The sequence below is a fragment of the Paractinoplanes maris genome, from assembly GCF_023544465.1.
Taxonomy (GTDB): Bacteria; Actinomycetota; Actinomycetes; order Mycobacteriales; family Micromonosporaceae; genus Actinoplanes; species Actinoplanes maris.
Genome location: NZ_JALPVL010000015.1, coordinates 154,850 through 181,286, shown reverse-complemented (window position 1 = coordinate 181,286; position 26,437 = coordinate 154,850). Strand labels below are relative to the sequence as shown.

General features: G+C 70.6%; 22 protein-coding genes and 1 pseudogene. 3 read left to right on the top strand and 20 right to left on the bottom strand.

Annotated elements, in window-relative coordinates; translation table 11 throughout:
- Positions 1 to 22: 22 nt before the first annotated feature.
- On the top strand, positions 23 to 2,539 hold the full coding sequence (locus tag NAG42_RS37415) for a primosomal protein N' family DNA-binding protein (protein WP_250037074.1): 2,517 nt from the start codon (positions 23 to 25) through the stop codon (positions 2,537 to 2,539).
- An 82-nt stretch (positions 2,540 to 2,621) separates the two neighbouring features.
- Here the strand turns inward: NAG42_RS37415 and NAG42_RS37410 are convergent, their stop codons facing one another.
- The 14 genes and pseudogenes from NAG42_RS37410 to pyrR all read right to left on the bottom strand — a co-directional run bounded on the left by NAG42_RS37410 (position 2,622) and on the right by pyrR (position 18,531).
- Positions 2,622 to 3,245, bottom strand: a complete 624-nt coding sequence (locus tag NAG42_RS37410; protein WP_250037073.1) for a hypothetical protein — start codon at positions 3,243 to 3,245, stop codon at positions 2,622 to 2,624.
- Positions 3,246 to 3,660: 415 nt separating this feature from the next.
- Positions 3,661 to 4,851 carry a methionine adenosyltransferase gene (metK, locus tag NAG42_RS37405; protein WP_250037072.1) on the bottom strand — a complete coding sequence of 397 codons (1,191 nt, stop codon included), beginning with the start codon at positions 4,849 to 4,851 and terminating at the stop codon, positions 3,661 to 3,663.
- 75 nt (positions 4,852 to 4,926) lie between these two features.
- A complete protein-coding gene (gene coaBC, locus NAG42_RS37400) occupies positions 4,927 to 6,144 on the bottom strand; it encodes a bifunctional phosphopantothenoylcysteine decarboxylase/phosphopantothenate--cysteine ligase CoaBC (RefSeq protein WP_250037071.1) in 1,218 nt (405 codons plus the stop codon).
- A 216-nt stretch (positions 6,145 to 6,360) separates the two neighbouring features.
- On the bottom strand, positions 6,361 to 6,624 hold the full coding sequence (gene rpoZ / locus NAG42_RS37395) for a DNA-directed RNA polymerase subunit omega (protein ID WP_015623990.1): 264 nt from the start codon (positions 6,622 to 6,624) through the stop codon (positions 6,361 to 6,363).
- Between the two features lie 44 nt (positions 6,625 to 6,668).
- On the bottom strand, positions 6,669 to 7,268 hold the full coding sequence (gene gmk, locus NAG42_RS37390; protein WP_250037070.1) for a guanylate kinase: 600 nt from the start codon (positions 7,266 to 7,268) through the stop codon (positions 6,669 to 6,671).
- 33 nt (positions 7,269 to 7,301) lie between these two features.
- Positions 7,302 to 7,619, bottom strand: coding sequence for an integration host factor, actinobacterial type (gene mihF, locus NAG42_RS37385; RefSeq protein WP_020517554.1), 318 nt, complete (start codon positions 7,617 to 7,619; stop codon positions 7,302 to 7,304).
- 185 nt (positions 7,620 to 7,804) lie between these two features.
- Positions 7,805 to 8,635, bottom strand: coding sequence for an orotidine-5'-phosphate decarboxylase (gene pyrF / locus NAG42_RS37380; protein WP_250037069.1), 831 nt, complete (start codon positions 8,633 to 8,635; stop codon positions 7,805 to 7,807).
- Positions 8,636 to 8,848: 213 nt separating this feature from the next.
- On the bottom strand, positions 8,849 to 10,126 hold the full coding sequence (locus NAG42_RS37375; RefSeq protein WP_250037068.1) for an adenosylmethionine--8-amino-7-oxononanoate transaminase: 1,278 nt from the start codon (positions 10,124 to 10,126) through the stop codon (positions 8,849 to 8,851).
- A gap of 212 nt (positions 10,127 to 10,338) precedes the next feature.
- A pseudogene (locus tag NAG42_RS37370) lies at positions 10,339 to 11,340 on the bottom strand (quinone-dependent dihydroorotate dehydrogenase); the annotation flags it as partial.
- Positions 11,337 to 14,648, bottom strand: coding sequence for a carbamoyl-phosphate synthase large subunit (gene carB / locus NAG42_RS37365; RefSeq protein ID WP_250037067.1), 3,312 nt, complete (start codon positions 14,646 to 14,648; stop codon positions 11,337 to 11,339). The gene carB and the pseudogene NAG42_RS37370, both read right to left, overlap by 4 nt.
- Before the next feature lie 4 nt (positions 14,649 to 14,652).
- Positions 14,653 to 15,792, bottom strand: coding sequence for a glutamine-hydrolyzing carbamoyl-phosphate synthase small subunit (carA, locus tag NAG42_RS37360; RefSeq protein ID WP_250037066.1), 1,140 nt, complete (start codon positions 15,790 to 15,792; stop codon positions 14,653 to 14,655).
- The gene (locus NAG42_RS37355) at positions 15,789 to 17,054 is read right to left on the bottom strand and encodes a dihydroorotase (RefSeq protein WP_250037065.1); all 1,266 of its coding nucleotides are present in this window, start codon (positions 17,052 to 17,054) and stop codon (positions 15,789 to 15,791) included. The genes carA and NAG42_RS37355 overlap by 4 nt, the downstream gene beginning before the upstream one ends.
- Entirely contained in the window at positions 17,051 to 17,974 is a 924-nt protein-coding gene (locus NAG42_RS37350; RefSeq protein ID WP_250037064.1) for an aspartate carbamoyltransferase catalytic subunit, read from the bottom strand. Before NAG42_RS37350 ends, NAG42_RS37355 begins: the two co-directional genes overlap by 4 nt.
- Positions 17,971 to 18,531, bottom strand: coding sequence for a bifunctional pyr operon transcriptional regulator/uracil phosphoribosyltransferase PyrR (gene pyrR, locus NAG42_RS37345; RefSeq protein ID WP_250037063.1), 561 nt, complete (start codon positions 18,529 to 18,531; stop codon positions 17,971 to 17,973). Before pyrR ends, NAG42_RS37350 begins: the two co-directional genes overlap by 4 nt.
- A gap of 288 nt (positions 18,532 to 18,819) precedes the next feature.
- On the opposite strand from pyrR, the gene bldD reads away from it, so the two are divergent.
- Positions 18,820 to 19,308 carry a transcriptional regulator BldD gene (bldD, locus tag NAG42_RS37340; protein ID WP_020517563.1) on the top strand — a complete coding sequence of 163 codons (489 nt, stop codon included), beginning with the start codon at positions 18,820 to 18,822 and terminating at the stop codon, positions 19,306 to 19,308.
- 313 nt (positions 19,309 to 19,621) lie between these two features.
- On the opposite strand, the gene nusB is transcribed toward bldD, so the two are convergent.
- Genes nusB through aroB form a run of 4 tightly spaced genes read right to left on the bottom strand, consistent with a single transcriptional unit; the run spans position 19,622 to position 22,174 of the window.
- Positions 19,622 to 20,032, bottom strand: a complete 411-nt coding sequence (gene nusB / locus NAG42_RS37335; protein WP_250037062.1) for a transcription antitermination factor NusB — start codon at positions 20,030 to 20,032, stop codon at positions 19,622 to 19,624.
- A 25-nt stretch (positions 20,033 to 20,057) separates the two neighbouring features.
- Positions 20,058 to 20,615, bottom strand: a complete 558-nt coding sequence (gene efp, locus NAG42_RS37330; protein ID WP_250037061.1) for an elongation factor P — start codon at positions 20,613 to 20,615, stop codon at positions 20,058 to 20,060.
- 36 nt (positions 20,616 to 20,651) lie between these two features.
- A complete protein-coding gene (aroQ, locus tag NAG42_RS37325) occupies positions 20,652 to 21,116 on the bottom strand; it encodes a type II 3-dehydroquinate dehydratase (protein ID WP_250037060.1) in 465 nt (154 codons plus the stop codon).
- Positions 21,113 to 22,174: a 3-dehydroquinate synthase gene (aroB, locus tag NAG42_RS37320; RefSeq protein ID WP_438872499.1), complete on the bottom strand. Its 1,062-nt coding sequence runs from the start codon at positions 22,172 to 22,174 to the stop codon at positions 21,113 to 21,115. Before aroB ends, aroQ begins: the two co-directional genes overlap by 4 nt.
- A 101-nt stretch (positions 22,175 to 22,275) precedes the next feature.
- On the opposite strand from aroB, the gene NAG42_RS37315 reads away from it, so the two are divergent.
- Positions 22,276 to 22,974: a type II toxin-antitoxin system CcdA family antitoxin gene (locus NAG42_RS37315; protein WP_250037059.1), complete on the top strand. Its 699-nt coding sequence runs from the start codon at positions 22,276 to 22,278 to the stop codon at positions 22,972 to 22,974.
- Here NAG42_RS37315 and NAG42_RS37310 read toward each other — a convergent pair.
- On the bottom strand, positions 22,967 to 23,923 hold the full coding sequence (locus NAG42_RS37310) for an NADP-dependent oxidoreductase (protein ID WP_250037058.1): 957 nt from the start codon (positions 23,921 to 23,923) through the stop codon (positions 22,967 to 22,969). The two genes, NAG42_RS37315 and NAG42_RS37310, sit on opposite strands and share 8 nt — an antisense overlap.
- A gap of 29 nt (positions 23,924 to 23,952) precedes the next feature.
- A complete protein-coding gene (locus tag NAG42_RS37305; protein WP_250037057.1) occupies positions 23,953 to 26,409 on the bottom strand; it encodes an ATP-binding protein in 2,457 nt (818 codons plus the stop codon).
- Between the last annotated feature and the right edge of the window lie 28 nt (positions 26,410 to 26,437).

Sequence of the window (26,437 nt, the reverse complement as noted above, 5' to 3'; positions counted from 1 at the left end):
GTGCCGGGCAGAATGTTCTGCGATGGCGACCAAGGGTGTGCGGAGTGAGCGGGTGCCGGCCGAGCGGCTACCCGTCGCTCGCGTGTCCGTCGACGTGCCCCTGCCCCACCTCGACCGCCCGTTCGACTACTTGGTGGCGGCCGACGACGACGAGAGCGCCCAGCCGGGCGTACGCGTCAAGGTCCGTTTCGCCGGCCAGCTGGTGACCGGCTTCCTGCTCGAGCGCGTCGACTCCTCACCGCACGGCGGCAAACTGGCCTATCTCGACAAGGTGGTCTCCCCCGAGCAGATCCTCGACCCCGAGATAGCCCAGGTGGCCCGGGCCGTGGCCGACCGCTATGCCGGCAACCTCAGCGACGTCCTGCGCCTGGCCGTCCCACCCCGCCACGCCCGCGTGGAAGCCCAGCCCACCAAGCCCCCCGCCGACAACACCCCGGCGCCCACGGACGACGACGGCCGTCCCACCGATCCCGCGGACGACCAGATCGCCGATCCCCCCGACGAGCAGCTCGCCGATCCCGCGCCCGCCAAAGACCCCACCGACCCGCGACCCCGAGACTCCGCGGACATGCGTGCCGACGGTCCCCCGGGTGCGCAAGACACCGTTCCCGCGGCCAGGCAGACCGCGCGCCTCGCGCCTGCACCGGCCGCCGCACCAGCGCCCGGACCAGCCGCCGATCCCACGCCCGGGTCGGTTGCCGCTCCCACGCCCGGGGCAGTTGCCGCTCCCACGCCCGGGTCGGCTGCCGACCCCACGCCTGGATCGGTTGCCGCTCCTACGCCAGGGGCAGTTGCCGATCCTGCGCCTGGGTCGGTTGCCGGTCTCCCACCCCGACCGGCCGCTCCCACGCCTGGACCAGCCGCCGATCCTGCGCCCGGGTCGGTGGCGAGTCCCCCGCCGGCACCAGCCGAGCGCATGCCCGGACCAGCCGCTACTCCCACGCCTGGACCAGCCGCTCCCACGCCCGGACCGGTCGACCGCTCACTTGACGCGGGTGGGTGGAGTAAGTACGTCGCTGGGCCGGCGTTTTTGCGGGCTCTCGCCGAGGGGCGCAACGCACGAGCGGTCTGGGGTGCTCTGCCGGGTGAGGATTGGGCCTGCCGGATAGCCGAGGCCGCTGAGGCCACCGTGCGCGGCGGGCGCGGCGTGGTCATCGTGGTGGCCGACGCCCGCGACCTCGACCGGGTCGACCGGGCGCTCGGTTCGGTGCTCGGCCCCGGACGCCACGTCGCGCTCAACGCCGCGCTCGGACCCGCCGAGCGCTACCGGCGGTTCCTGGCTGCCAGCCGTCACCAGGTGCCGGTCGTGGTGGGCACCCGGGCTGCCATGTGGGCGCCCGTCGCCAAGGTCGGCCTGGTCGTGATCTGGGACGACGGCGACGACCTGCACGCCGAGCCCCGCGCCCCCTACCCGCACGCCCGCGAGGTGCTGCTCACCCGGGCCCAGCTGGCCGACTGCGCCGCCATGGTGGCCGGCTTCGCCCGCACCGGCGAGGGCCAGCTGCTGCTCGAGACCGGCTGGGCTCGCGAGATCAGCGCCGCCCGTGACGTGCTCCGCGACCACGCCCCGGCGATCGCCCCGACCGGCGACGACCCGCAACTGGCCCGGGACCCCGGCGCGGCCACCGCCCGGCTGCCCAGCCTCGCCTGGCAGACCGCACGCCAGGCGCTGCAGGCGGGCGCTCCGGTGCTCGTCCAGGTGCCCCGGCGCGGCTACCTCCCCTCGATCGCCTGCGCCGAATGCCGCACGCCGGCCCGCTGCCCCCAGTGCTCGGGTCCCCTCGGACTCCACGGGGCCCGCGACGTTCCCACCTGCCACTGGTGCGGTCGCGCGGCCGCCGCCTACGCGTGTCCTGCCTGCGGCGGCCGACGCCTGCGCGCTTCGATCACCGGCGCCCGCCGCACGGCCGAGGAGCTGGGCCGCGCCTTCCCCGGCGTCCCCATCCGCACGTCGGGCAAGGACGAGATCCTCGACACGGTCCCCGCCGATCCCGCCGTGGTCGTCGCCACCCCCGGGGCCGAGCCCGTGGCCGCCGAGGGCTACGGCGCCGTGCTCCTGCTCGACACGTGGGCCCTGCTGACCCGGTCCGACCTGCGCGCGGCCGAGGAGACGATGCGCCGCTGGCTCAACGCGGCCGCCCTGGCCAAGCCGTCCCGCCGCGGCGGCAAGGTGGTTGTCGTGGCCGACGGCTCACTGGCCCCGGTCCAGGCCCTGATCCGGTGGGATCCGGCATGGTTCGCCCGGCGGGAGCTGACCGAGCGCCGCGAGCTCGCCTTCCCGCCCGCCTCCCGCATGGCCAGCCTGACCGGCAAGGCCGACGCGGTAGCCGACTTCCTCACCGCGGCGCGCCTGCCCGCCGACACAGAACTGCTGGGCCCAGTCCCCGCCGACGAAGATCAGGAACGCATGCTCCTACGGGTCCCCCGCTCCCAGGCCGCCGCACTGGCCCACGCGATGCACGAGGCAGCCGCAGTCCGCAGCGCCAAGAAGACCACCCTCCCCGTACGCATGGAGATCGACCCCTCAGCCCTGTTCTAAGAGCCCGGCCTCCCACCCAGCCGGCGCTCTCGCCAGCCAGCAGCATCTTGAGCCCGGTCGACGGCGCTGCTGGGCGGCGGCGTCAGTCGTGCCAGGTCAGGTCGAACGTGCCGTCGTCGATTCGGGCGAGGAACGTCTCTACGTCCGCGGCCTGCACGACGGCGTCGTCCCAGCCCTGGCTCGCGTTGCTGACCAGCAGCACCGGCGCCGGGTCCTGCCGTAGGTCGAGGACGAAGTTCTCGAGGCCGCCGTCACCGCCGATCAGGGCGATGCCGGGGTGCGTACCCTCGGCCTCCCAGATACTGAGGAGCCGGTCGGCCTCCGCCGGCGGATACAACCAGACGTACTTGCCCGACGGCAGCCATCCCCGCCGCAGCCAGGACGATGACCGCAGGTATTCGCGCCAAGCCTTCGGAAGTTCGGGCTCACCGGCGAACTCCCCCTCCGGCACCGGGCCGCGGTAGTCCGCCTCCTCGACGATCACACCGGCCGGAGTGCCGTCGCGGGTCGGCACGCGCAGCACGTGGCCGGCGCCCTCCGCGGGGACGAACTTGTCCCGAGCCGCCCGCACCGCTTCGGCGCGATCGTCGAAGAGGGACAGATCCGCCGGCCACTCGCGCCAGCCGGCCGCCTCGATCCGCTCCAGGTCGCCCGCACCCGCCGCACCCCACCGCGTGACCAGGCCACCCTCAAGATCATCACCCATGCGAGCAGACCCTACTGAAGCCCGCCGCCCCACCGAAAGCGCCTGTGACACAAAATCGGCGCCCCGGCATGTGCCAGGGCGCCGATCAGGACGCGATGCCGAAGATGTCCGCAAACGCCCCGCGCGGCCAGGAGCCCAGATGACTCACCCAGGCGCCGTGCGCGTCCGCATCAGGCCGCAGCGCGCTCTCCAGGCCCGAACACGGCAACCGCACCAGGCCGCAGCACTCTCCAGGCCCGAACACGGCAACCGGATCAGGCCGCAGCACTCTCCAGGCCCGTGCACGGCAACCGGATCAGGCCGCAGCACTCTCCAGGCCCGCGCACGGCAACCGGATCAGGCCGCAGCAGCCTCCAAGTCCGCGCACGGCGCCCGGATCAGGCCGCAGCGCTCCTCAGGTCGGAGCGCGGGCGGGTCAGGCGGCGGCATTCTTCAGGTCCTGAGCGCGGTCGGTGCTCTCCCAGAGCAGCGCCGGGATCTCGCGGCCGAAGTGGCCGTAGGCCGCCGTCTGCTGGTAGATCGGGCGCAGCAGGTCGAGGTCGCGGATGATCGCGGCCGGGCGGAGGTCGAAGACCTGGTTGATGGCCTTCTCGATGCGCTCGACCGGCACGTTCTCGGTGCCGAAGGTCTCGACGAACAGGCTGACCGGGTGGGCCTTGCCGATCGCGTACGCCACCTGGGTCTCGCAGCGCTCGGCCAGGCCGGCCGCCACGACGTTCTTGGCGACCCAGCGCATGGCGTAAGCCGCCGAACGGTCCACCTTGGACGGGTCCTTGCCCGAGAAGGCGCCGCCGCCGTGGCGCGCGTAGCCGCCGTAGGTGTCGACGATGATCTTGCGGCCGGTGAGGCCGGCGTCGCCCATCGGGCCGCCGATCTCAAAGCGGCCGGTCGGGTTGACCAGCAGGCGGTAGCCCTCGGTGTCGAGCCCCAGGCCCTCGAGTTCGGGCGCGATCACGTGCTCGCGGATGTCCGGGGTGAGCAGCGACTCGAGCGAGATGTCGGCCGCGTGCTGCGACGAGACGACGACCGTGTCGAGGCGGACCGGGCGGAGACCGTCGTACTCGATGGTGACCTGGGTCTTGCCGTCGGGACGCAGGTAGGGGATCGTGCCGTCCTTGCGGGCGGTCGAGAGCCGGCGGGCCAGGCGGTGAGCCAGCGCGATCGGCAGCGGCATCAACTCGGGCGTCTCGGAGCAGGCGAAGCCGAACATCATGCCCTGGTCGCCGGCGCCCTGCGAGTCGAGGACGTGCTCGCTGTCACCCTCACGCAGCTCGAGCGCGCTGTCGACGCCCTGCGCGATGTCGGGTGACTGCGACCCGATCGAGACGCTGACGCCACAGGAGGCGCCGTCGAAGCCCTTCTTGGACGAGTCGTATCCGATCTTGAGGATCGTGTCACGCACGATGCTCGGGATGTCGGCGTACGCCTGCGTGGTGACCTCACCCGCGACGTGCACCTGGCCGGTGGTGATCAGCGTTTCCACCGCGACCCGGCTGCGGGGGTCCTGCGCCAGCAGGGCGTCGAGAATGCCGTCGCTGATCTGGTCAGCGATTTTGTCCGGGTGGCCTTCCGTGACCGACTCGGAGGTGAACAGGCGGCGTGCCACGGTGCTCCTCAGAATTGTCGAATACAACGTAACGCGGAAGTGTAGTCACCGCGCCTGGCCGGAGTCGCCTGGGTGTCAGGCCGTCCCACCGTCGGCGACCTGGCTTTCCAGGAGCCGGGCGACATGATCGAAAATCATATCGGCCACATCGCCTTTAGGGAGTTCGGCGTAACCCGTCGTGCTGCCGTCGGCCCCGAGCAGCGTGACCTCATTGTGGTCGGCCCCGAACACCCGGTCCACTCCCACCTCGTTAACGACGATCAGGTCGGCGCGTTTCTTGATCAGTTTGCCCCGTGCGTGCTCGATCGCGTCGTGTGTTTCGGCCGCGAAGGCCACCAGGACCTGCCCGGGTCGTTTCCCCGCGCCCAATTCGGCTGCGATGTCGGGATTCGTGACCAGAGTGATCGGGGCGGGCCGGCCGTCGTCCGTCTTTTTGATCTTCTCCTCGGCCACGGTCGCCGGCCGGAAGTCGGCCGGCGCGGCCGCCATGACGATGACGTCGGCCTCGGCCGCCGCCTTCACGGTCGCGCTCCGCAACTCCTCGGTCGTTCCCACCCGTACGAGATCGACCCCGGCCGGATCGGGCAGCGTCACATTCGCCGCGATCAACGTCGTGCGCGCCCCCCGGGCCACCGCGGCCCGGGCCAGCGCATACCCCTGCTTACCCGATGAGCGGTTGCCCAGGAACCGCACCGGGTCGAGCGGCTCCCGTGTGCCGCCCGCGGTCACCACGACATGGCGACCGGCCAGATCGAGGTCGAGACCCCGGCGGTGCACGCGCAACGCCAGCTCATAGATCTCGCGCGGGTCCGGCAGCCGCCCCTTGCCCGTGTCCTTGCCCGTCAGCCGCCCCACCGCCGGCTCGATCACCACCGCGCCTCGCGCCCGCAGGGTGGCGACATTGGCCTGGGTGGCCGGGTTGTCCCACATCTCGGTGTGCATGGCCGGCGCATAGACAATCGGACAGGTGGCGGTGAGCAACGTGTTGGTCAGCAGGTCGTCGGCGATGCCGTGGGCGGCCTTGGCCAGCAGGTCGGCCGTGGCCGGCGCCACCACCACGAGCTCGGCCGCCCGCCCGATCCGGACGTGCGGCACCTCGTGCGCGTCGTCCCACACCTCCGTCGCCACCGGTCGCCCCGACAGCGCGGCCCAGGTCGGCGCCCCCACGAACTGGAGCGCCGACGCCGTGGGCACCACCCGCACCCGGTGCCCCGACTCGGTGAACAGCCGCAGCACCTCACAGGCCTTGTAGGCAGCGATGCCACCCGCGACCCCGAGCACGACTTCAGCCACCGCAGACCCCCGAACGCTCCGAGCGCCCACCGGCGCGGGCGACGCAGCCAACGCTAGCCCGCACGCACCCCCGGCCGCGGCGCGGACCCCGCTGCCTGTGGACAGCGAGCAAATGTGGATAAGTGCGCGCCCGCACGCCCTGGCTGGAGGCGGAAACGCAAAGATCCCGCGGCCCAGGACGGGACGCGGGATCGACGGAGCAGACGGAAACCCGGATCAGGGGTTGTCGGTCGCCTCGGCGGTCAGGAGACCGGCGTTGATCTCGCGCATGGCGATCGAGAGCGGCTTCTCCTGCGGCGTGGTTTCGACCAGCGGGCCGACATACTCCAGGAGGCCCTCGCCGAGCTGGCTGTAGTAAGCGTTGACCTGACGGGCGCGCTTAGCCGCGAAGATCACCAACGAGTACTTCGACGAGGTCTTGTCGAGCAGCTCGTCGATCGGCGGGTTGGTGATGCCTTCCGGGTTCGCGATGGTTCCCACAGTTTTTTCAGTCCTTAAGTTGCTGAGGCTTAATGCTCTGGGGCTCAGTGCTCTGGGGCTTGCGCTGGCGTCAGAAATGACGAACCGAGCAATCCTACCAGCTCATCAGCAGCCCGCTCGACGAAGTCATTCACCACCGTGCGGTCGAACTCCTTCTCGGCGGCCAGCTCCTCGTCGGCGTGGGCCAGACGGCGGCGGATCGTCTCCTCGTCGTCGGTGCCCCGGCCGACCAGGCGGCGACGCAGCTCCTCGACGCTGGGCGGAGCCAGGAAGACCAGCTGAGCGTCGGGCATCGCGGCCCGCACCTGACGGGCGCCCTGCAGGTCGATCTTCAGCAGGACCGGTCGACCCTGCGACAGCCAGCCCTCGACCTGCGCCCGCGGTGTCCCGTAGAGGTTGCCGGCGAACTCGGCCCACTCGAGCAGCTGACCGCCGTCGATCAGCCGCTGGAAATCCTGACGGGTCACGAAGTGGTAGTGCTCACCGTTGGTCTCGTAGTCGCGCATCTTCCGCGTCGTCGCCGACACGGAGAGCTTGATCCAAGGCGAGCGCGCCCGGATCAGCTCGATCACACTGTCCTTGCCGACCCCGGAAGGGCCGGACAGGACGGTGAGGCGGGCTGCCGGGCGCGCGTCGTCATCCATGCTCACAAGGCTCATTCAACACGAGCCCATGAGTCAGTTCGCAGCGAACTCCCCCAGGAGGGCCTTGCGCTGCTGGTCGCCGAGACCGCGCAGCCGGCGGCTGTCGGCGATCTTGAGCTTCTCCATGATCTGGGTCGCGCGAATCTTGCCGATGCCCGGCAGCGCCTGGAGCACGGCCGAGACCTTCAGCTTGCCGACGACCTCGTCCTCCTCCGCGCGGTCAAGCACAGCGGCGAGAGTGGTCTTGCCGGACTTGAGCTGTTCCTTCAGCTCAGCCCGGGCCTTGCGTACTTCCGCGGCCTTTTCCAGCGCTGCAGCGCGCTGCTCGGGGCTCAGTGACGGGAGCGGCACCAGTTCTCCTCAGGTCCCTATCGCGGCGGTAGATCAATACCGGCGCTTCTGTGAAACGTGGTGTGCCAGGGAACCAAAGGGGCATGTGGTTCCCGGCGCCGGGAAAACTAGCGGTCAACGGCGCTTTCGGCAACGTGGGGGTACCCCGCCGACCGCTCGGCCACGCCCTGATAAGCAGGGCCGTTTCACCCGAGAGCGGCCCGGCACTCGTCGGCCACCCGGTCCGCGGCGGCCCTCAGGCCGGCCACTGATGGTCCCGCTGTCAGAACTTCCCGTGAGTACGACGGCAGCACGGTGCGCAGGCTTTCTCCGAAGACGGACCGCAGGTCGGAGGCGGTCGCACCCTGTGCTCCGAGGCCCGGGGCGAGCAGCGGACCGTTCACTCGGGACAGATCGTGCCCGGTATCGCCGATCGTCGCTCCGATTACGAGACCGAGGCTTCCGAGCGGCTCAAAACCCTTGTTGAGCTGGGAAATTTCGTCGATCACGGTTTGGGCCACGGTCTTTTTGTCCGTTGCGACAGCATGCTGGACGGAGCGTCCCTCCGGATTGGACGTCAGCGCCAGAACGAAGACGCCGCCGCCGTGACGAGCCGCGACGTCGAATGCCGGCTGCAACGAGCCGACGCCGAGATAGGGACTCACAGTAATCGCGTCAGCACACAGCGAACTCGCTGGATCCAGATACGCATCCGCGTACGCGGCCATCGTCGAGCCGATGTCGCCGCGCTTCACGTCGAGCAGGACCAGCGCTCCGGCCTCGCGAGACTGTCGGATAGTTGACTCAAGAATTCCGATGCCGCGTGACCCAAATCTCTCAAAAAAGGCCGACTGCGGCTTGAGCACGGCCACCCGATCGGCCAGTGCCTCGACCACCGTATGGGCGAAGCGTTCCAGGCCGGCGATGTCGTCGGTGAGCCCCCACCTGGTGAGCAACGCGGTGTGCGGATCGATGCCGACGCACAGCCGGCCCCGCTTCTCCATGGCCTCCGTGAGGCGCTTGCCGAAGGTCTCCACAGGGACTCCCTCTTCCGTGTCAGCAGTCAAGTGATCAGTCAGGTTGTCGCCACCCGGCGGGCGGCCGGCCGGTCAAGTGATCAGTCAGGTGTACGGGCCCCGACCGGCCGGGGCCCACGCGAGACGCTCGGGGTGGGCCGATCCCGAAGGCGCGGTCGTAGGCAGTGCTGCCGGCGAGATCCGCGGCACCCCCTCGCGATCAGTTCGGTCCGGTCAGGTCGCGGCGACCGCCGCGGCGATCCCGGCGGTGATCCGGGCGACGTCGTCCGGCTCCGAGACGTACGGCGGCATCGTGTAGATCAAGTCGCGGAAGGGCCGCAGCCACACCCCGGCCCCGACGGCCGCCGCGGTCGCCCGGGCGATGTCCACGTCATGGTCGAGCTGCACGACCCCGATCGCTCCCATGACCCGCACATCTGCGACGCCGGCCGCGACCCGCAGCGGCTCCAGGTCGGCTCGTAGACCGATTTCGATCATTCGCACTCGTGATCGCCAGTCACCCGTGCGCAGGAGCCCCAGCGAGGCGTTGGCGACCGCGCAGGCCAGCGGATTGCCCATGAAGGTCGGACCGTGGGCGAGGCCGCCGCCCTCCCCGGCCGAGATCGCCTCGGCGACCTCGGGCGTGCACAGCGCCGCCGCCAGCGTGAGGTAGCCACCTGTCAGCGCCTTGCCTACGCACATGATGTCGGGGCTGACCCCGGCGTGCGCGGCGGCGAAGAGCTCGCCGGTCCGACCGAAGCCGGTGGCGATCTCATCGAAGATCAGGAAGATGCCGTGCGCGGCCGTGACGTCGCGCAGGACGCGCAGATATCGCGGATCGTGGAACCGCATGCCCCCGGCGCCCTGCACGACCGGCTCGACGATCACCGCGGCGATCTCGTCGGCGTGCTTCCCGACCATGTCGGCCAGTTCGGTCGCATAGGTCTCGTCGTAGTCGGCCGGTGGCGGGCCGGCGAAGACCTGGGCCGGCAGCACCCCGGTCCACAGCGAGTGCATGCCGCCGACCGGGTCGCACACGCTCATCGGGTGGAACGTGTCGCCGTGATAGCCGCCGCGCCAGGTCGCGAGTCTCCGGCGGCCGGGCCGGCCTCGCGCGAGCTGCGCCTGCAACGCCATCTTGATCGCGACCTCGACGCTGACCGAGCCGGAGTCGCTGAGGAACACGTGCTCCAGCCCGTCCGGCGCGAGCTCGACCAGCGTGGTGGCGAGCTCGATGGCCGGCTCATGGGTGAGCCCGCCGAACATCACGTGGCTCATCCGGCCGGCCTGCTCGATCAGCGCCGCGTCGAGCACCGGGTGCCGGTAGCCGTGGATCGCCGCCCACCAGGACGACATGCCGTCGACCAGCTCCCGCCCGTCGGCGAGGCGAAGGCGCACGCCCTGGGCGCTTTCGACGAGGTACGGCTCCGTGCGACCCGGCATCGGGCCGTACGGATGCCACACGTGCTGCCGGTCGCGGGCGATCAGATCAGCCGCCCGCGCACCGTTCATCGCGTCCCCGTCGTCCGCCCGGCCGCCGCATCAGACGGAGCAGCGGCGGCCGCCGCGTCGGACGGAGCAGCGTCGGACGGAGCAGCAGCGGACGGAGCAGCAGCGGACGGAGCAGCGCCGGTCGCCGCATCAGACGGAGCCGCACCGGTCACCGCGTCGGACGAAGCCACGCCGGACGAAGCGCCGGACGAAGCCACGCCGGTCAAGCCGCGCCGAGCCGAAACGGCCGCCGCCCGCACCAGCGCCGGCCCCTTGTAGATGAAGCCGCTGTAGAGCTGGACCAGCGCGGCGCCCGCGTCGATCAACCGGGCCGCGTCGTCGGCCTCGACCACCCCGCCCACCCCGATGATCGGCAGCCGCCCGCCGGTCTCGGTGTGCACGAACTGGACGACCTTGCGGGCCCTCTCGGTGAGCGGCCGCCCGGACAACCCGCCGGACTCCCCCGCCGACGACCGGTCGGCCGGGGCGATGCCGTCGCGGGCCAGAGTCGTGTTGGTGGCGATCACCCCGGCCGCGCCGTGGCTGAGGCACACCTCGAGCAGTTCGGCGATGGCCGGCTCGGTCAGGTCGGGGGCGATCTTCACCAGGACGGGTTTCGGGCCGACCAGCGCGGTCAGCAGATCGGCGATCGCCGACTTGTCCTGCAACGTCCGCAGCCCCGGTGTGTTGGGCGACGAGACGTTGACGGCGATGTAGTCCGCATACGGGTGCAGCAACTGGTGCGAGGTGAGGTAGTCGTCGACCGCGTCCTCGAGCGGAGTGACCTTCGACTTGCCGAGCGAGATGCCCAGTGGGACCCCGATCGGACCCAGCTTGTCGAGCCGGGCCGCCAGCGCCGCCGCGCCGGCGTTGTTGAAGCCCATCCGGTTGATGATCGCCTCGCTGGTGCGCAGGCGGAACAGCCGCGGCTTGTCGTTGCCCGGCTGGGCGTGCGCGGTGACCGTGCCGACCTCGACGAAGCCGAACCCCAGCGCCGGCCACGCCGGGAGGGCGACACCGTTCTTGTCCATGCCGGCGGCCAGGCCGATCGGATTGGGGAAGCGCACCCCGAACGCCTCGACCGGGGCGTCGACCGCGTAGCGGGCCTTCATGGCCACCCGCACCGGGCCGGGCAGCCGGGCCAGACGGGCCAGCGTGAACTCGTGAGCCTTCTCGGCGTCCCCGCCGCCCACCCGGAACAGCACCGGGCGGACGGCGGACTCGAACAAGGTCACTTCGTGCCCCGCAGGGCAGCGTGCAGCTCCTGCAGCGGCCGGACGGTCATGTCGCCGCGCATCAGCGCCTCGATGCCCATCACCGCGGCGGCCGCGCCCGGCACCGTGGTGATGCTCGGGATGTCCGCCGTGACCGCCGCGCTGCGGATCTCGTAGCCGTCGGAGCGGGCGCTGGCCCCCGAGCCCTGCGGCGTGTTGATGATCATCGCGATCTCGCCGGCCAGGATGAGCTCGACCGCGTTCTTGCCGGGGCTCTCGAAGTGCTTGGGCACGACCTCGCAGACGACGCCGTAGCGGCGCAGCACCTCGCCGGTGCCGGCCGTGGTGACGATCGTGAAGCCGAGGTCGGCCAGCCGCTTGATCGGGAAGACCATCGCCCGCTTGTCGCGGTTGGCGACCGAGACGAAGATCTTGCCCGCGGTCGGGAGCGAACCGTACGCCGCGGCCTGCGACTTGGCGAACGCCTGCCCGAAGCCGGCGTCGATGCCCATCACCTCGCCGGTCGATTTCATCTCGGGGCCGAGCAGGCTGTCGACGCCCTGGCCGGCCCGGGTGCGGAACCGCTTGAACGGCAGCACCGCCTCCTTGATGGCGATCGGCGCGCCCTCGGGCACCGTGCCGCCGTCGCTGCCGGTCAGCAGCATGCCCTCGGCCCGCAGCTCGGCGATGGTGGCCCCGAGCATGATGCGGGCGGCCGCCTTGGCCAGCGGGACCGCGGTCGCCTTGGACACGAACGGGACGGTCCGCGACGCGCGCGGGTTGGCCTCGAGCACGTAGAGCGTGTCGTCCTTCAGCGCGTACTGGACGTTGAGCAGGCCGCGCACCCCGACCCCGCGGGCGATCGCCTCGGTGTAGCGGCGCACCTCGGCCAGGTGCGAGCCGGCCAGCGTGATCGGCGGCAGCGAGCAGGACGAGTCGCCGGAGTGGATGCCCGCCTCCTCGATGTGCTCCATGACGCCGCCGAGGTAGACCTCGCCGGTCGCGTCGCAGAGCGCGTCCACGTCGATCTCGATGGCGTCGTCGAGGAACCGGTCGACCAGCACCGGGTGGTCGGGCGAGATCTCGGTCGCCCGCTCGATGTAGCCCTTCAGCGTCGGCTCGTCGTAGACGATCTCCATGCCCCGGCCGCCGAGCACGTAGGACGGTCGCACCAGCACCGGGTAGCCGATCGTGTCGGCGATCGCCTTGGCCTCGTCGAAGCTGGTGGCGGTGCCGTGGTCGGGCGAGCGCAGGCCGGCCTTGGCCAGCACCACGCCGAACTGGCCGCGGTCCTCGGCCAGGTCGATCGACTCGGGCGTGGTGCCGACGATCGGGACACCGGCCGCCTTGAGCCGGTTGGCCAGGCCGAGCGGGGTCTGACCGCCGAGCTGCACGATCACGCCGACCACGCCCGGGCCGCCGGCCGCCTTGCCGCTCGAGTCCTCGGAGTGGAAGACCTCGAGGACGTCCTCGAAGGTGAGCGGCTCGAAGTAGAGCCGGTCGGCGGTGTCGTAGTCGGTCGACACCGTCTCGGGGTTGCAGTTGACCATCACGGTCTCGAAATCGACGCCGCGCAGCGCCATGACGGCGTGCACACAGGAGTAGTCGAACTCGATGCCCTGGCCGATCCGGTTGGGCCCGGAGCCCAGGATCAGCACCTTGGGCCGGTCGGACGGCGCGACCTCGGTCTCCTCGTCGTACGTCGAGTAGTGGTACGGCGTGTTCGCCTCGAACTCGGCCGCGCACGTGTCGACGGTCTTGTAGACCGGGCGGATGCCGAGCCGGTGCCGGAGCGTGCGCACGCCGTCCTCGCCCGCGAACTCGGGGCGCAGCGCGGCGAGCTGCTTGTCGGACAGGCCCGACCGCTTGGCCCGGCGGAGCAGCTCGGCGTCGAGGACCGGGGCGTCGAGGATCTCGGAGCGCAGGTCGACCAGCGCCTTGATCTCGTCGAGGAACCAGGGGTCGATGCGGCCGCTGGCCTCGTGCACCTGCTCGACCGTCGCGCCGAGGCGCAGGGCGGCCTCGACGGTGTAGAGCCGGCCGTCGTGCGGAATGCGCATGGCCTCGAGCGCGGCCTCGGCGGTCTCGAACGAAGGCGCTGTCCAGAAGCCCGCGGCCGACGTCTCGAGCGAGCGCATCGCCTTGTTGAGGGCCTCGGCGAAGTTGCGGCCCAGGCTCATCGCCTCGCCGACCGATTTCATCGTGGTGGTCAGCTCGGGGTCGGCCCCGGGGAACTTCTCGAACGCGAACCGCGGGATCTTCACGACGACGTAGTCGAGCGCGGGCTCGAACGCGGCCGGCGTCTTGAGGGTGATGTCGTTGGGAATCTCGTCGAGCGTGTAGCCGATGGCCAGCTTGGCCGCGATCTTGGCGATCGGGAAGCCGGTCGCCTTGGACGCCAGCGCCGACGAGCGGGAGACGCGCGGGTTCATCTCGATCACGACGAGCCGGCCGTCGTCCGGGTTGATCGCGAACTGGATGTTGCAGCCGCCGGTGTCGACGCCGACCTCGCGCAGCACGGCGATGCCGAGGTCGCGCAGCTTCTGATACTCCCGGTCGGTCAGGGTCATGGCCGGGGCGACGGTCACCGAGTCGCCGGTGTGCACGCCCATCGGGTCGACGTTCTCGATCGAGCAGACGACCACGACATTGTCGTGCTTGTCGCGCATCAGCTCGAGCTCGTACTCCTTCCAGCCGAGCACGCTCTCCTCGATCAGCACCTCGTGCACCGGGGAGGCGGCCAGGCCGGCGCCGGCGATCCGCTCGAGATCGTCGTCGGTGTGGGCCATGCCGGAACCGAGGCCGCCCATCGTGAACGACGGCCGGATGACGACCGGCAGGCCGAGCTCGCCGACCGTGGCGCGAACCTCGTCCATCGAGTGGCAGACCCGCGAGCGCGGGGTCTCGCCGCCGGCCTTGGCCACGATGTCCTTGAAGAGCTGCCGGTCCTCGCCGCGGCGGATCGCGTCGATGTTGGCGCCGATCAGCTCGACGCCGTACTTCTCCAGGATGCCCGCCTCGTGCAGGGCGACCGCGGTGTTGAGCGCGGTCTGGCCACCCAGCGTCGGCAGGATCGCGTCGGGCCGCTCCTTGGCGATGACCAGCTCGACGAACTCGGGGGTGATCGGCTCGACGTAGGTGGCGTCGGCGAACTCGGGGTCGGTCATGATCGTGGCCGGGTTGGAGTTGACCAGCGAGACGCGGATGCCCTCGGCCCGCAGGACGCGGCAGGCCTGGGTGCCGGAGTAGTCGAACTCGCAGGCCTGGCCGATGACGATCGGGCCGGAGCCGATCACCATCACGTGCTTGAGATCTTCACGCTTCGGCATGGCGTCAGCCCTTCTTCTCGACGAGCTCGACACCGGGCTTGCCATTTCGTTCCACAAGTTCCACGAAACGGTCGAACAGGTAGTCGGCGTCGTGCGGGCCGGCGGCGGCCTCGGGGTGGTACTGGACGGTGAACGCGGGGACCTCGAGGCCGCGCAGGCCCTCGACCACATCGTCGTTGAGGCAGACGTGCGAGACCTCGACGCCGCCGAAGTCGGTGTCGATCACGGAGTTCAGCGGCGCGTCGACCGCGAAGCCGTGGTTGTGGCTGGTCACCTCGACCTTGCCGGTGGTCTTGTCGATCACCGGCTGGTTGATGCCGCGGTGCCCGTAGCCCAGCTTGTAGGTGCCGAAGCCGAGGGCCCGGCCCAGGATCTGGCTGCCGAAGCAGATGCCGAACAGCGGCTTCTCACGGCGCATCACCTCGCGGGCCAGCGCGACCGGCCCGTCCGCGGTGGCCGGGTCGCCCGGGCCGGGTGAGAAGAAGACCGCGTCGGGGCTGACCGACAGCAGATCGTCGATCGAGGACGCCGCCGGGAAGACGTGCGTGGTCACGCCCCGCTCGGCCAGCCGGCGCGAGACGTTGCGCTTGATGCCCAGGTCGAGCGCGGCGACGGTGTAACGGTGCTCGCCGACGGCCTCGACCGTGTAGAGCGAGGACGTAGAGACCTCGGCCGAGAGATCCGCGCCGACCATCTGCGGCGCGTCCTTGACCCGGGCCAGCAGCGACTGGGGGTCGAGGTCGACCGACGAGATGCCGACCCGCATGGCGCCGCGCGAACGCAGGTGGCGGGTCAGCGCGCGGGTGTCGACGCCGCTGATCCCGACGATGCCCTCGGCGGCGAGCCGCTCGCCCAGGTCACCGGTCGAGCGCCAGTTGGACGGGCGACGGGCCGGGTCGCGGACGACATAGCCGGCCACCCAGATCCGCGAGGACTCGTCATCCTCGGCGTTGACCCCGGTGTTGCCGATCTGCGGCGCGGTCTGCACCACGACCTGGCGGTGGTAGGACGGGTCGGTCAGGGTCTCCTGATAGCCGGTCATGCCGGTGGTGAAGACGGCCTCACCGAACGTCTCCCCCAGCGCGCCGTAGGCGTCACCGACGAAGGTCCGACCGTCCTCCAGTACGAGGATTGCTTTGCTCACTTGACAGCCTTCCCATCCAGGACCGTCGGCTCTCCCCGGAGGAAGGTCGCGACGATGCGACCCGGCAGGGTGGTGCCCGCATACGGTGTGTTGCGGCTGCGGCTCGCCAGCTCGGACGGGTCGACGACCCGCCGGGCGGACGGGTCCACCAGCGTGATGTTGGCCGGGTCGCCCACCGCGAGCCCGGTGCCGTGCCCGGTCAGGCCGGCGATGCGCGCCGGGGCGCGGGACATGCGCTCGGCGATCAGATCCCACTGCTCACCCAGCACCGAGAGCACGACCGGCAGGGCGGTCTCCAGCCCCACCATGCCCGGTCGGGCATAGGCCCACTCGCACTCCTTGTCCTCCACGGCGTGCGGTGCGTGATCGGTGGCGACGATGTCGATGACGCCCTCGACGAGTGCCTCGCGCAGGGCGTGCACGTCCTTGGCCGTACGCAACGGGGGGTTGACCTTGTAGACCGGGTCGTAGGAGGCGGCCAGCTCGTCGGTGAGCAGCAGGTGATGCGGGGTGACCTCGGCCGTCACCCGCACGCCGCGGGCCTTGGCCTGGCGCAGCACCTCGACCGAGCCGGCCGTGGAGACGTGGCAGACGTGCAGCCGGCTGCCCACGTGCTCGGTCAGCAGCACATCGCGGGCGATGATCGCCTCCTCGGCGACCGCGGGCCAGCCGGTGAGCCCGAGCCGGGTGCTGACCTCGCCCTCGTGCATCTGGGCGCCCTCGGTGAGCCGCGGCTCCTCGGCGTGCTGGGCGATGATGCCGTCGAAGGCCTTCACGTATTCGAGCGCGCGGCGCATCAGGCGCGGGTCGGCGACGCAGTGGCCGTCGTCGGAGAAGATGCGCACGCCGGCCGCGGAGGTCGCCATGGCGCCCAGCTCGGCCAGCTGCTTGCCGGCCAGCCCGACGGTGACCGCGCCGATCGGCTGTACGTCGACCAGCCCCGCCTCGCGACCGAGCCGCCAGACCTGCTCGACCACGCCCGCCGTGTCGGCCACCGGCGAGGTGTTGGCCATCGCGAAGACCGCGGTGTAACCGCCGAGGGCCGCGGCGCGGGAGCCGGTCTCGACCGTCTCGGCGTCCTCGCGGCCGGGCTCGCGCAGGTGGGTGTGCAGGTCGACCAGGCCGGGCAGGGCCACGAGGCCGGAAGCGTCGATGATCTGCGCATCCGACGGCGCTTCGTCGGAGATGCGGCCGTCAACGATGGCCAAGTCTCGTGCCGGGGCGGCGGCCACCGAGACACCACGCAGCAGATATGAGGTCATGCTTTGCCCCCAAGCAGCAGATAAAGGACGGCCATCCGGGCGCTGACGCCGTTCGCGACCTGTTCGACGATCGTGGAGCGGGATGAGTCGGCCACCTCGGGGGCGATCTCCATGCCGCGGTTCATCGGGCCGGGGTGCATGACGATCGCGTGCTCCGGCATCTTGCGCATGCGCGCCAGGTCGAGACCGTAGCGGCGGCTGTATTCCCTCGCGCTGGGGAAATACGAGTCCTGCATGCGCTCGGTCTGCACTCGAAGCATCATCACGACGTCCATGTCGGGCAGGACGCTATCCAGGTCGTACGACACTTTTGTGGACGGCGACAGAGCGGCGGCGATGTCCACCGGGATGAGTGTGGGCGGCCCGACGAGCGTGACCTGGGCACCCAGCGTCGTCAGCAACAAGACGTTCGATCGAGCGACCCGGCTGTGAAGCACATCACCCACGATGGCCACGCGAAGGCCGTCGAGCCGGCCCAGCCGCGAGCGCATCGTGTACGCGTCGAGCAGCGCCTGCGTGGGGTGCTCGTGCGTCCCGTCGCCGGCGTTGACCACCGACCCGTCGACCCACGCGGCCAGCCGGTGCGGCGCACCCGAGGCGGGGTGCCGGATGACGACCGCGTCGGCCCCCATCGCCTGCAGGGTCAGCGCGGTGTCCTTGAGGCTCTCGCCCTTGGAGACGCTGGAGCCCTTGGCCGAGAAGTTGATGACGTCGGCCGAGAGCCGCTTGGCCGCCGCCTCGAACGAGATGCGGGTGCGCGTCGAGTCCTCGTAGAAGAGGTTGACCACGGTGCGGCCGCGGAGGGTCGGCAGCTTCTTGACCTCGCGGCCGGCCAGTGCGGCCATCTCTCCCGCGGTGTCCAGGATCAGGGTCGCGGTGGCCGCGTCGAGGTCGGCCGCCGAGCGCAGATGCTTGATCACAGGTCGCCCCCGGTCAGCTTGACCTCGTCGAGGCCGTCGGTCTCGGTGAGCGACACGCGGACGCTCTCCGACAGCGCGGTCGGGATGTTCTTGCCCACGTAGTCGGCGCGGATCGGCAGCTGGCGGTGGCCGCGGTCGACGAGCACCGCGAGCTGCACCGAGCTGGGCCGGCCCTCGTCGTTCAGGGCGTCCAGCGCGGCCCGGACGGTGCGTCCGCTGTAGAGCACGTCGTCGACCAGCACGACCCGGCGGCCGTCGATGCCACCGCCGGGCAGCTCGGTCTTGCCCAGCGCGCGGGTGGCGTGCAGCCGCAGGTCGTCGCGGTAGAGCGTGATGTCGAGCGAGCCGACCGGCACGTCGATGCCCTCGAAGGCGTGGATGCGCGCGGCCAGCCGGTGGGCCAGCGGCACGCCGCGGGTGGGAATGCCGAGAAGCACGGTGCCGGTGGCGCCGGAGGTCTTCTCGAGAATCTGATGAGCGATGCGGTCGACGACCCGGTGCAGGTCGGACGCACTCAAAATGATCTTGCTAGGCGCGTCGGCGCGTGGCGATGCCACGGCGGACCTCCTTCCCCGCCTCACTGGACGGGTCGTTAAAGGACGTCTGGTGGGCCGAGCCCTGGAGGGCCGGCCCGATGGCTGACGCTACGTTACCAGTGGACGTGGCGATGACCATGGTGACCTGCCCGACCAGCGAACACGTCGGACTAATGCGACAACTCTGCTCGGTTCATCGCGACTCATCGTTGAACGACACTTGACCAGGGGTCGCTCACTGCGTACCGTCACGCTGCGTAGCGATCGCGGAGGGGAACCCTCCGGGCCAGCACAGTGGGAGTGTTCCGAATGCCGTCTGAGTACGCCAAGTCGCTGGGTGCGCGCCTGCGCTCCATCCGGCAGCAGCAGGGTCTGTCCCTGCAGGGTGTGGAAGAGAAGTCGAACGGCCGATGGAAGGCCGTCGTGGTGGGCTCGTACGAGCGCGGCGACCGGGCCGTCACCGTGTCGCGCCTTGCTGAGCTCGCGGACTTCTACCGGGTGCCCGTCTCGGAGCTGCTGCCCGATGGCAGCGGGGTCCGTCTCGAGGCCACCAACAAGATCGTGCTGGACCTGGAGAAGCTCTACGACACCACCGGCGAGGACCTCGCCTACGTGGCGCGTTACGCCCGGGCCATCCAGCAGCAGCGCGGTGACTACAACGGCCGCGTCCTGTCCATCCGCGCCGACGACCTGCGGGCGCTGGCCATCGTCTACGACATCTCGCCGTCCGGCCTCATCGAGCGCCTGACCGAGCAGGGTGTTCTGGTGGCCGACCCCCGGGCCTTCTTCGCCAGCTGATCTTTCCCGCCCCATCCCCCTTCCCCCCGACCGCGCCGGACTCCGATCCGGCGTACGTCCCGACACCGAGAAGCCCGCGACTGTCGCGGGCTTTTTCGTTGTCACCGGTCCGCGTACTTGCCTGACGGCCGACATCACAGATCGTGTCGGCACCGATCGTCAAGATCACCGTCGCCGCCGGTTTTCGCACGATGAGTGATCGCGGCGGCGCAGTACGTCGGCGAATTTCGCGACGGGGCGTCCGGCGGGAAAAGCAAGGCGCTCCGGCCGATCGGCCGGAGCGCACAGTCAGCGAGGTGCCGGCCCGAAGAGGTCAGCGGGTGGCGAACTCGGCGATGCGGCCGAGGATGCCGTTGAGAAAGCGCGGACTGTCGTCGGTGGACATCTGCTTGGCCAGCTCGACCGCCTCGGTGATCGCCACCGGGTCGTCGATCTCGGAGACGTAGAGCAGCTCGTAGACGGCGATGCGGGCCAGGTTGCGGTCGACCACCGGCATGCGGTCGATCGTCCAGCCCTCGGCGTAGCTGGCGATCAGCTCGTCGATGCGGTCGAGATGCTCGGCCACGCCCTCGACCAGGCTGACCGCGTAGCCGAGGTGCTCGGGATGCGGTTTCGCGATGCGCTCGAGGTAGGTCGCCAGCACCTGCCGAGGGGGCAGGTCGCGCAGGTCGGCCTCGTAGAGCACGTCGAGGGCCCGCTTGCGCGCCTTACGACGCGCGGGCATCTGCGTCTTGGGACCCTCGGCCATCTCAGGAACGACCGAGGTAACGGCCGTCGCGGGTGTCGACCTTGATCTTCTCGCCCGTGGTGATGAACAGCGGCACGTTGACCGTGGCGCCGGTCTCGACCGTGGCCGGCTTGGTGCCGCCGGTCGAGCGGTCGCCCTGCAGGCCCGGCTCGGTGTAGGTGACCTCGAGGAAGACGCTCGTCGGCAGCTCGATGTAGAGCGGCACACCCTCGTGGGTGGCGACCGTGGCCTCGGCCTCGGGGAGCAGGTAGTTGGCGTTCTCCCCGACGGTGCCGGCGGGCACGTTGATCTGGTCGAAGGTGTCCAGATCCATGAAGACGAAGTCTTCGCCGTCGAGATAGAGGTATTGCATCGTGCGCTTGTCGACCGTCGCGGTGTCGACCTTGGTGCCGGCATTGAAGGTCTTGTCGACAACCTTGCCGCTCAGCACGTTCTTGAGCGTGGTGCGCACGAACGCCCCACCCTTACCGGGCTTGACGTGCTGGAACTCCACGACGGACCACAGGTCGCCGTCGAGGTTGAGCACCAGGCCGTTCTTCAGGTCGTTCGTGGAAGCCATGGTTTCTTGAAGCCCTGTCTGCCTTGTGTCCGGAATCTATGGGTGACCGACCGAGTTTACCGACGTCGCGGCCTCGGCGGCGAATCGGGCCAGATGCTCCAGCGCGAGACGGTAACCATCGACACCCAATCCGGCGATGACTCCGGCGGCGACGGCCGAGATGACCGAATGGTGCCGGAACTCCTCGCGCGTATGGATGTTGCTGATGTGTACCTCGATGAGCCGGCCGCGCAGCATGGCCGCCGCGTCCCGGATCGCGATGTTGTAGTGGCTCCAGGCCGCCGGGTTGAGCACCACGTCGGCACCCTCGTCGGCCGCCGCGTGCAGCCACGTGATCATCTTGAACTCGGCGTCGGTCTGGCGCACCTGGACCTCGAGCCCGAGCCGTGCACCGGTCTCGAGGCAGAGCCGCTCGAGGTCGGCGTAGGTCGTCGAGCCGTAGACCGCGGGCTCGCGGGTGCCCAGCCGGCCCAGGTTCGGCCCGTTCAGCACGTAGATCATCGCGCCACCTCCGCGTACGCCTGCTCCAGCAGCGATTCGTCGGGGCCGGCGAGGATGCCCGGTTTGGCCAGGCCGTCGAGCACCACGAAACGCAGGGTGGCGGCGCGTGCCTTCTTGTCGACCCGCATCGCGCTCAGCAGCTCCGGCCAGGCCTCGGGCGCATACGACGTCGGGAGGCCCAGCGCCTCGAGGACGGCCCGGTGACGCGCCGCCGCCGGGGCGTCGAGGCGGCCCGACAAGGCTGACAGCGCGGCGGCGAAGATCAGGCCGACCGAGACCGCGTGCCCGTGCTTCCAGGTGTATCTCTCGCGCTTCTCGATCGCGTGGCCCAGGGTGTGGCCGTAGTTGAGGATCTCGCGCAGCCCCGACTCCTTGAGGTCGACGCTCACCACCTCGGCCTTGACCCGGATGGCCCGCTCGACCAGCTCGCGCAGCACCGGCCCGCCGGGGTCGGCGGCCGCGGCCGGGTCGCTCTCGATCAGGTCGAGGATGTGCGGATCGGCGATGAACCCGCACTTGACCACCTCGGCCAGCCCGGCGGTCAGGTCGTCGGCCGGCAGCGTCCGGAGCGAGTCGAGATCGCAGAGCACGCCGGCCGGCGGGTGGAACGCACCGACCAGATTCTTACCGGCGGCGATGTTGACACCGGTCTTGCCGCCGACGGCCGCGTCGACCATGCCGAGCAGCGACGTCGAGCACGGCACCCAGCGCACCCCGCGCAGCCAGCCGGCGGCGACGAAACCGGCCAGATCGGTGACCGCGCCGCCACCGACGCCCACCACCACATCCGTCCGGGTGAAGTTGTTGCTCCCCAGCTCGTCCCAGCACGTCGCGGCGACCTCGACGGTCTTGCCCCGCTCGGCGTCGGGCACCTCGATCAGCACGGTCGGCACGCCGGCCGCCTCGGCCACCCGGGCGGCCTGCTCGCGCAGGGGCGCGGCGAAGAGCACCGCCGCCCGGGACGCCCCCTCGATCAGCGAGGGCAGCTGCCCCGCCAGGTCACGACCGACAAGCACCTCGTACGGACGGTCACCGTCCACCTGAATACGCGTCACCACGGCGGTCACCTTAGCCCGCCGCACCGACCGGGGTGACACGCGTCCGACCGTACGGAAATGGGGTTATATCTTTATGCCCCCACTAGGGTTACAACTGACCCATGCCGAAAATCAACGTGTATCTGCCCGACGATCTGGCCGAAGCCGTCCGCGAGACCGGTGTCCCCGTCTCGGCGATCTGCCAGCGCGCCCTCGACCAGGCAGTCCGCCGGATCACCACGATCCGCCAGGCCGTCCTGACCGACGTCGACGCCGCCGCCCTGGCCGAGCAGTTCCCCAACCTCACGGGCCGCCTGGTCACCGCGCTCACCCTGGCCGCCGGGCGAGCCCAGACGGCCGGCGCGACCACCGTCAGCACCGGCGACCTGCTGCACGGCATCCTGGCCGAGGGCGGCAACCTGGCGCTGCAACTGCTCACCGCCCTCGACGTCAGCCCGGGCTCGATCACCGCACCGACGACTCCGGAGCCGGGTGCGAACGCGGACGGCCTGCGCTTCAGCCCCCAGGCCGCCGCGGTCCTGGAGCTGGCCGCGGGTGAGGCGCTGGGTCTCGGCAACAACTACATCGGCTGCGAGCATCTGCTGATCGCGCTGGCCGCCGAGCCCGACGGGGCCGCGGGCGAACTGCTGCGGGCCCGCGGCCTCGACCCCCGCGCCACTCGCCGGGCGGTGGCGGCCGCCCTGAGCGGATACGCCCACCTGCGGGCCGCCGCCGGCCCGACTGAACTCCTCACCGCCGTACGGAAGGAATTGGCCCCGCTGGTCGAGCGGATCGAACGGCTGGAGAACCGCCTCAACTAGCCGGCTGGCGACCCGCGTTGGCCGGGAGCTCGGTCGACAGCACGATCTTGCCGCGGGTGTGCCGGGCGGCCAGCTCGGTGTAGGCGTCCCGCACCGCGTCCAGCGGATAGATCGCCGCCACCGGCATGACGACCCGGCCCCAGGCCAGCTCGCCGGCCAGGAAGCCCAGGATCTCGGCGTCACTGGCCGTGGAACTGCCCTCGGCCTTGGCCCCCGCCTTCTGCGCCGCCGCGTAGTCGATGACCGTGTTGACCCGGGCCGGATCGACCTGGAGCTCCACGGCCAGGTCGACATAACCATTGCCGTACGTGTCCACGAAAGCGTCGATGCCCGACGGAGCGGCCTCGCGCAGCCGGTCGGCCAGCCCGTCGCCGTACGCCACCGGGGTGACCCCGACGCTGCGCAACCAGGCCGCGTTGGCCGGGCCGGCGATGCCGATGACGTGCGCGCCGGTGTTGCGGGCGAGCTGCACGGTCAGCGAGCCCACACCGCCGGCCGCGCCGCTCACCACGACGGTCTCGCCCTCCTTGGGCTGGACCGCGCGCACCGACGCGTACGCCGTCACGCCCGCGACGAACAGGCCACCGGCCCGGATCCAGTCGAGGGCCAGGGGCTTGTGGGTCAGGTGATCGGCCGGCACCACGACGTGCTCGGCCTGGGACGACCGCCAGTCGGACCAGCCGAGCACCTCGTCGCCGATCGCGAACCCGGTGACCGACCCGCCGACCTCGACGACCCGCCCGGCGAAGTCGCTGCCCTGCCCGGACGGGAAGGTGGCGGGCCACATCTCATGCAGCAGACCGCCGCGGATGGAGGCCTCACCGGGATTGATGCCGGCCGCGACCACCTCGACGAGGACCTGGTCGGCGGCGGGCGAGGGACGCTCCACGTCTTCGATGCGCAGGACGTCCACGTCGCCGTACTGATCGAAACGAACCGCTCGTGTCATGCGCTCAGTCTTGTCCCGTCGCGCCGCGATCAGGGCGTCTCGTCCATCACACCGGCGAGGGCACCACCGGACGTCCGGGCGGCCGTGGCGTGCAGCCGCTGAAGGTGAGGCGTCAGATCCCGGAGCGCCGCGGCGCGCCCGGCCGCATCCTGGTCCTCCTCGGCGCGGGCTGCCCGCTCCGGTTCGTCCATCCGCGCCACAGCGACGATCTCGCGCAGCTCGGCCGCGAGGGCCGCTTGGCCCAGATCTCTCGCGATCAGCTCGAGCATCTCGAGACACCCACCGAGATACTCCTGCGAGCCGAGCTCGGCCCAATCACCCGCGATCTCGGTGAACAGCGCCCGTGACTCCTCCAGTGAGCCCTTTTGATAGAGGGCATACGCGTGTTCGTGGCGGACTCCCGCGGCGCTGATGCTGTCGCCTTCCTGCCGCGCGAGATCGGCGGCCTGCCGCAGCACGTCGATGGCATCGTCGAAACGTCGCATCTCGACGAGCACGAAAGCCGCGCGGCGAACGAGGATGAGCGCGGCGATCAGATCCCCCACGCTGCGGGCCGCGCTCGCACACTCCAGGAACACCGGAAGAGCCTGGTCGAACTGCTTCCGTTCGGTCATCAGATCGGCGGTGAAAGCGAGTGCCGAGCGACGATCCGATGGCGACGAGGCGGTCCGCTGAAGGTTCTCGCTGATGGCCGCCGCTTCGGACAGGTGGTCGATCGGGCATCGGCACTCGGCGATGCCGAGCTGGCAGGACGCCAGACTGTAGTCGACGTTCCAGCGGACGGACGGATCGACGCCGGGGAGCGCGGCCGCGTACTTGGCCAGCGGCAGAGCGTCAGCGAAGTGCCGTAGCGCACGAAGAGGATTCATCATCGCGAGCAAAGCTGTCGCGACCGCGGTGGAAGACCTGGTCTGCTGAGCGACTTCGAGCGCGCTCCGGCCCAGTTCGATGGCCCGCTGCGGATCGGACCGGGTCATCCTCGCGGCATGATCCACCGCATAGCCCACGTACACCAGCCGGTCGATCGCGCCGACCGCCTCGGCTCGCATGAGTGACCTCAACCGAGCTTCCGTCACCAGCACGGTGCCTTGCTTCCGGGCTGACGCGGCGCGCGCCGGCTCGCCGGCCTGTTCCCAGACCGACACCAATACCGGCGAGATGGCGGCGACGGCGCCCGCATAGACGTCCTCGAGCGCGAAGCCCAGGGCCGTCGCCCACTGAGCACGCATCTCGGCATGCAGGCCGAACCGGCGCAGCGCCTCGGCGTGACCCCGGTTGACGAAGCCGGCCTGATAGACGTATCGATCGGCGCCTCCGATCCGCCACGTCGTGGCGTGCTCCTCCAGATCGATCACCGGCGAGCCGCTGTGCGCGCCCAGTACGTCGTCGATGAAGTCGATCCCCTGCTCCACCTCCTCGAAGCCGTCATGACCGATACGGTGCAGGGCGGTGACGACCGCCTCGGGCGTGAACCGGGCACCCTCAATGGCCGCCATCCTCACCACGGCCCAGGCGAGATCACGGTGCTCTTGCGACTCGCAACGCTCCCGGATGCGCTGGTCGAAGGCTTGCCGTACGAATCCCAGGTAGTCCCCGTCACTACCTTGGCCCGGCGCGCTTCCCGGCCGCCAGCGCCACCGTCCGTGGGCGAGCTCGACTGCACCGTCCTGCAGCAGCTCCCGCCACAGGCTTCCGATGAGTCCCGCGTTCCCTCCCACCAGATCGATCAGATCGGTGCGGAGCGGCTCGGCGATCGGGCCGAGCTGTTCCTCGGCCTCCTCGGCCCGAGCGGGATCGACCCGGACGACCGACGTGAAGCCCGGAGCGAGGGACCCGGCCAAGTCCTCATGGCGGGCGGCCAGACCGGCATCCAGATGGGTCGTGTCAACGGCCGCGACGATGAGCACGGGCATCCGGGCCAACTCGGCCGCGCCGTCACGCAGAAACAGCCGCCACCAGATCAGGTCAGCGCGGGAGAAGTCGTCCAGGATGCAGATCACGGGTGCGGCCCGGCAGGCGATACGCAGCGTGGCGAGCAGGTCGTCCGGCTCGCCGAACTCCTCTCGCCGGTCGCTCAGCGCGGCGAGCTGGCGGGCCGCGGACTGCGAGTCGGCGAGAGCCTGGGCAAGTTGAGCCAGCAACGCGACCGGCACCAGGGACGGCGCGAGGATGGGCACCATCGCGGCTGCACTGCCCACGGCTCCGACGGCCGCGAAGGTCGCCGACACCCGGCCATCGCCGGCCTTGGCCGGCACCGGAACCACGGTGAACGCAGTGTCGAAGCGGAAGCAGACCACGGCCGGGCGGCGACGGTCCTTGCGGAGGACCGCCGCGAACTCGGCCAACGTCTCCGAGCGGCCGCTGCCGCGCTCGCCCACCACGAACAGCACGCGGCCGCCGTCGTCGACACCGGCCGCCATCTGCCGCAGTTCTTCGAGCAGCTGAGATCGGACCCCGAGGTCGAGACCCGCCGCAATCTCACTCATGGGCGCAGACTGCCACGGCGTTCGCACG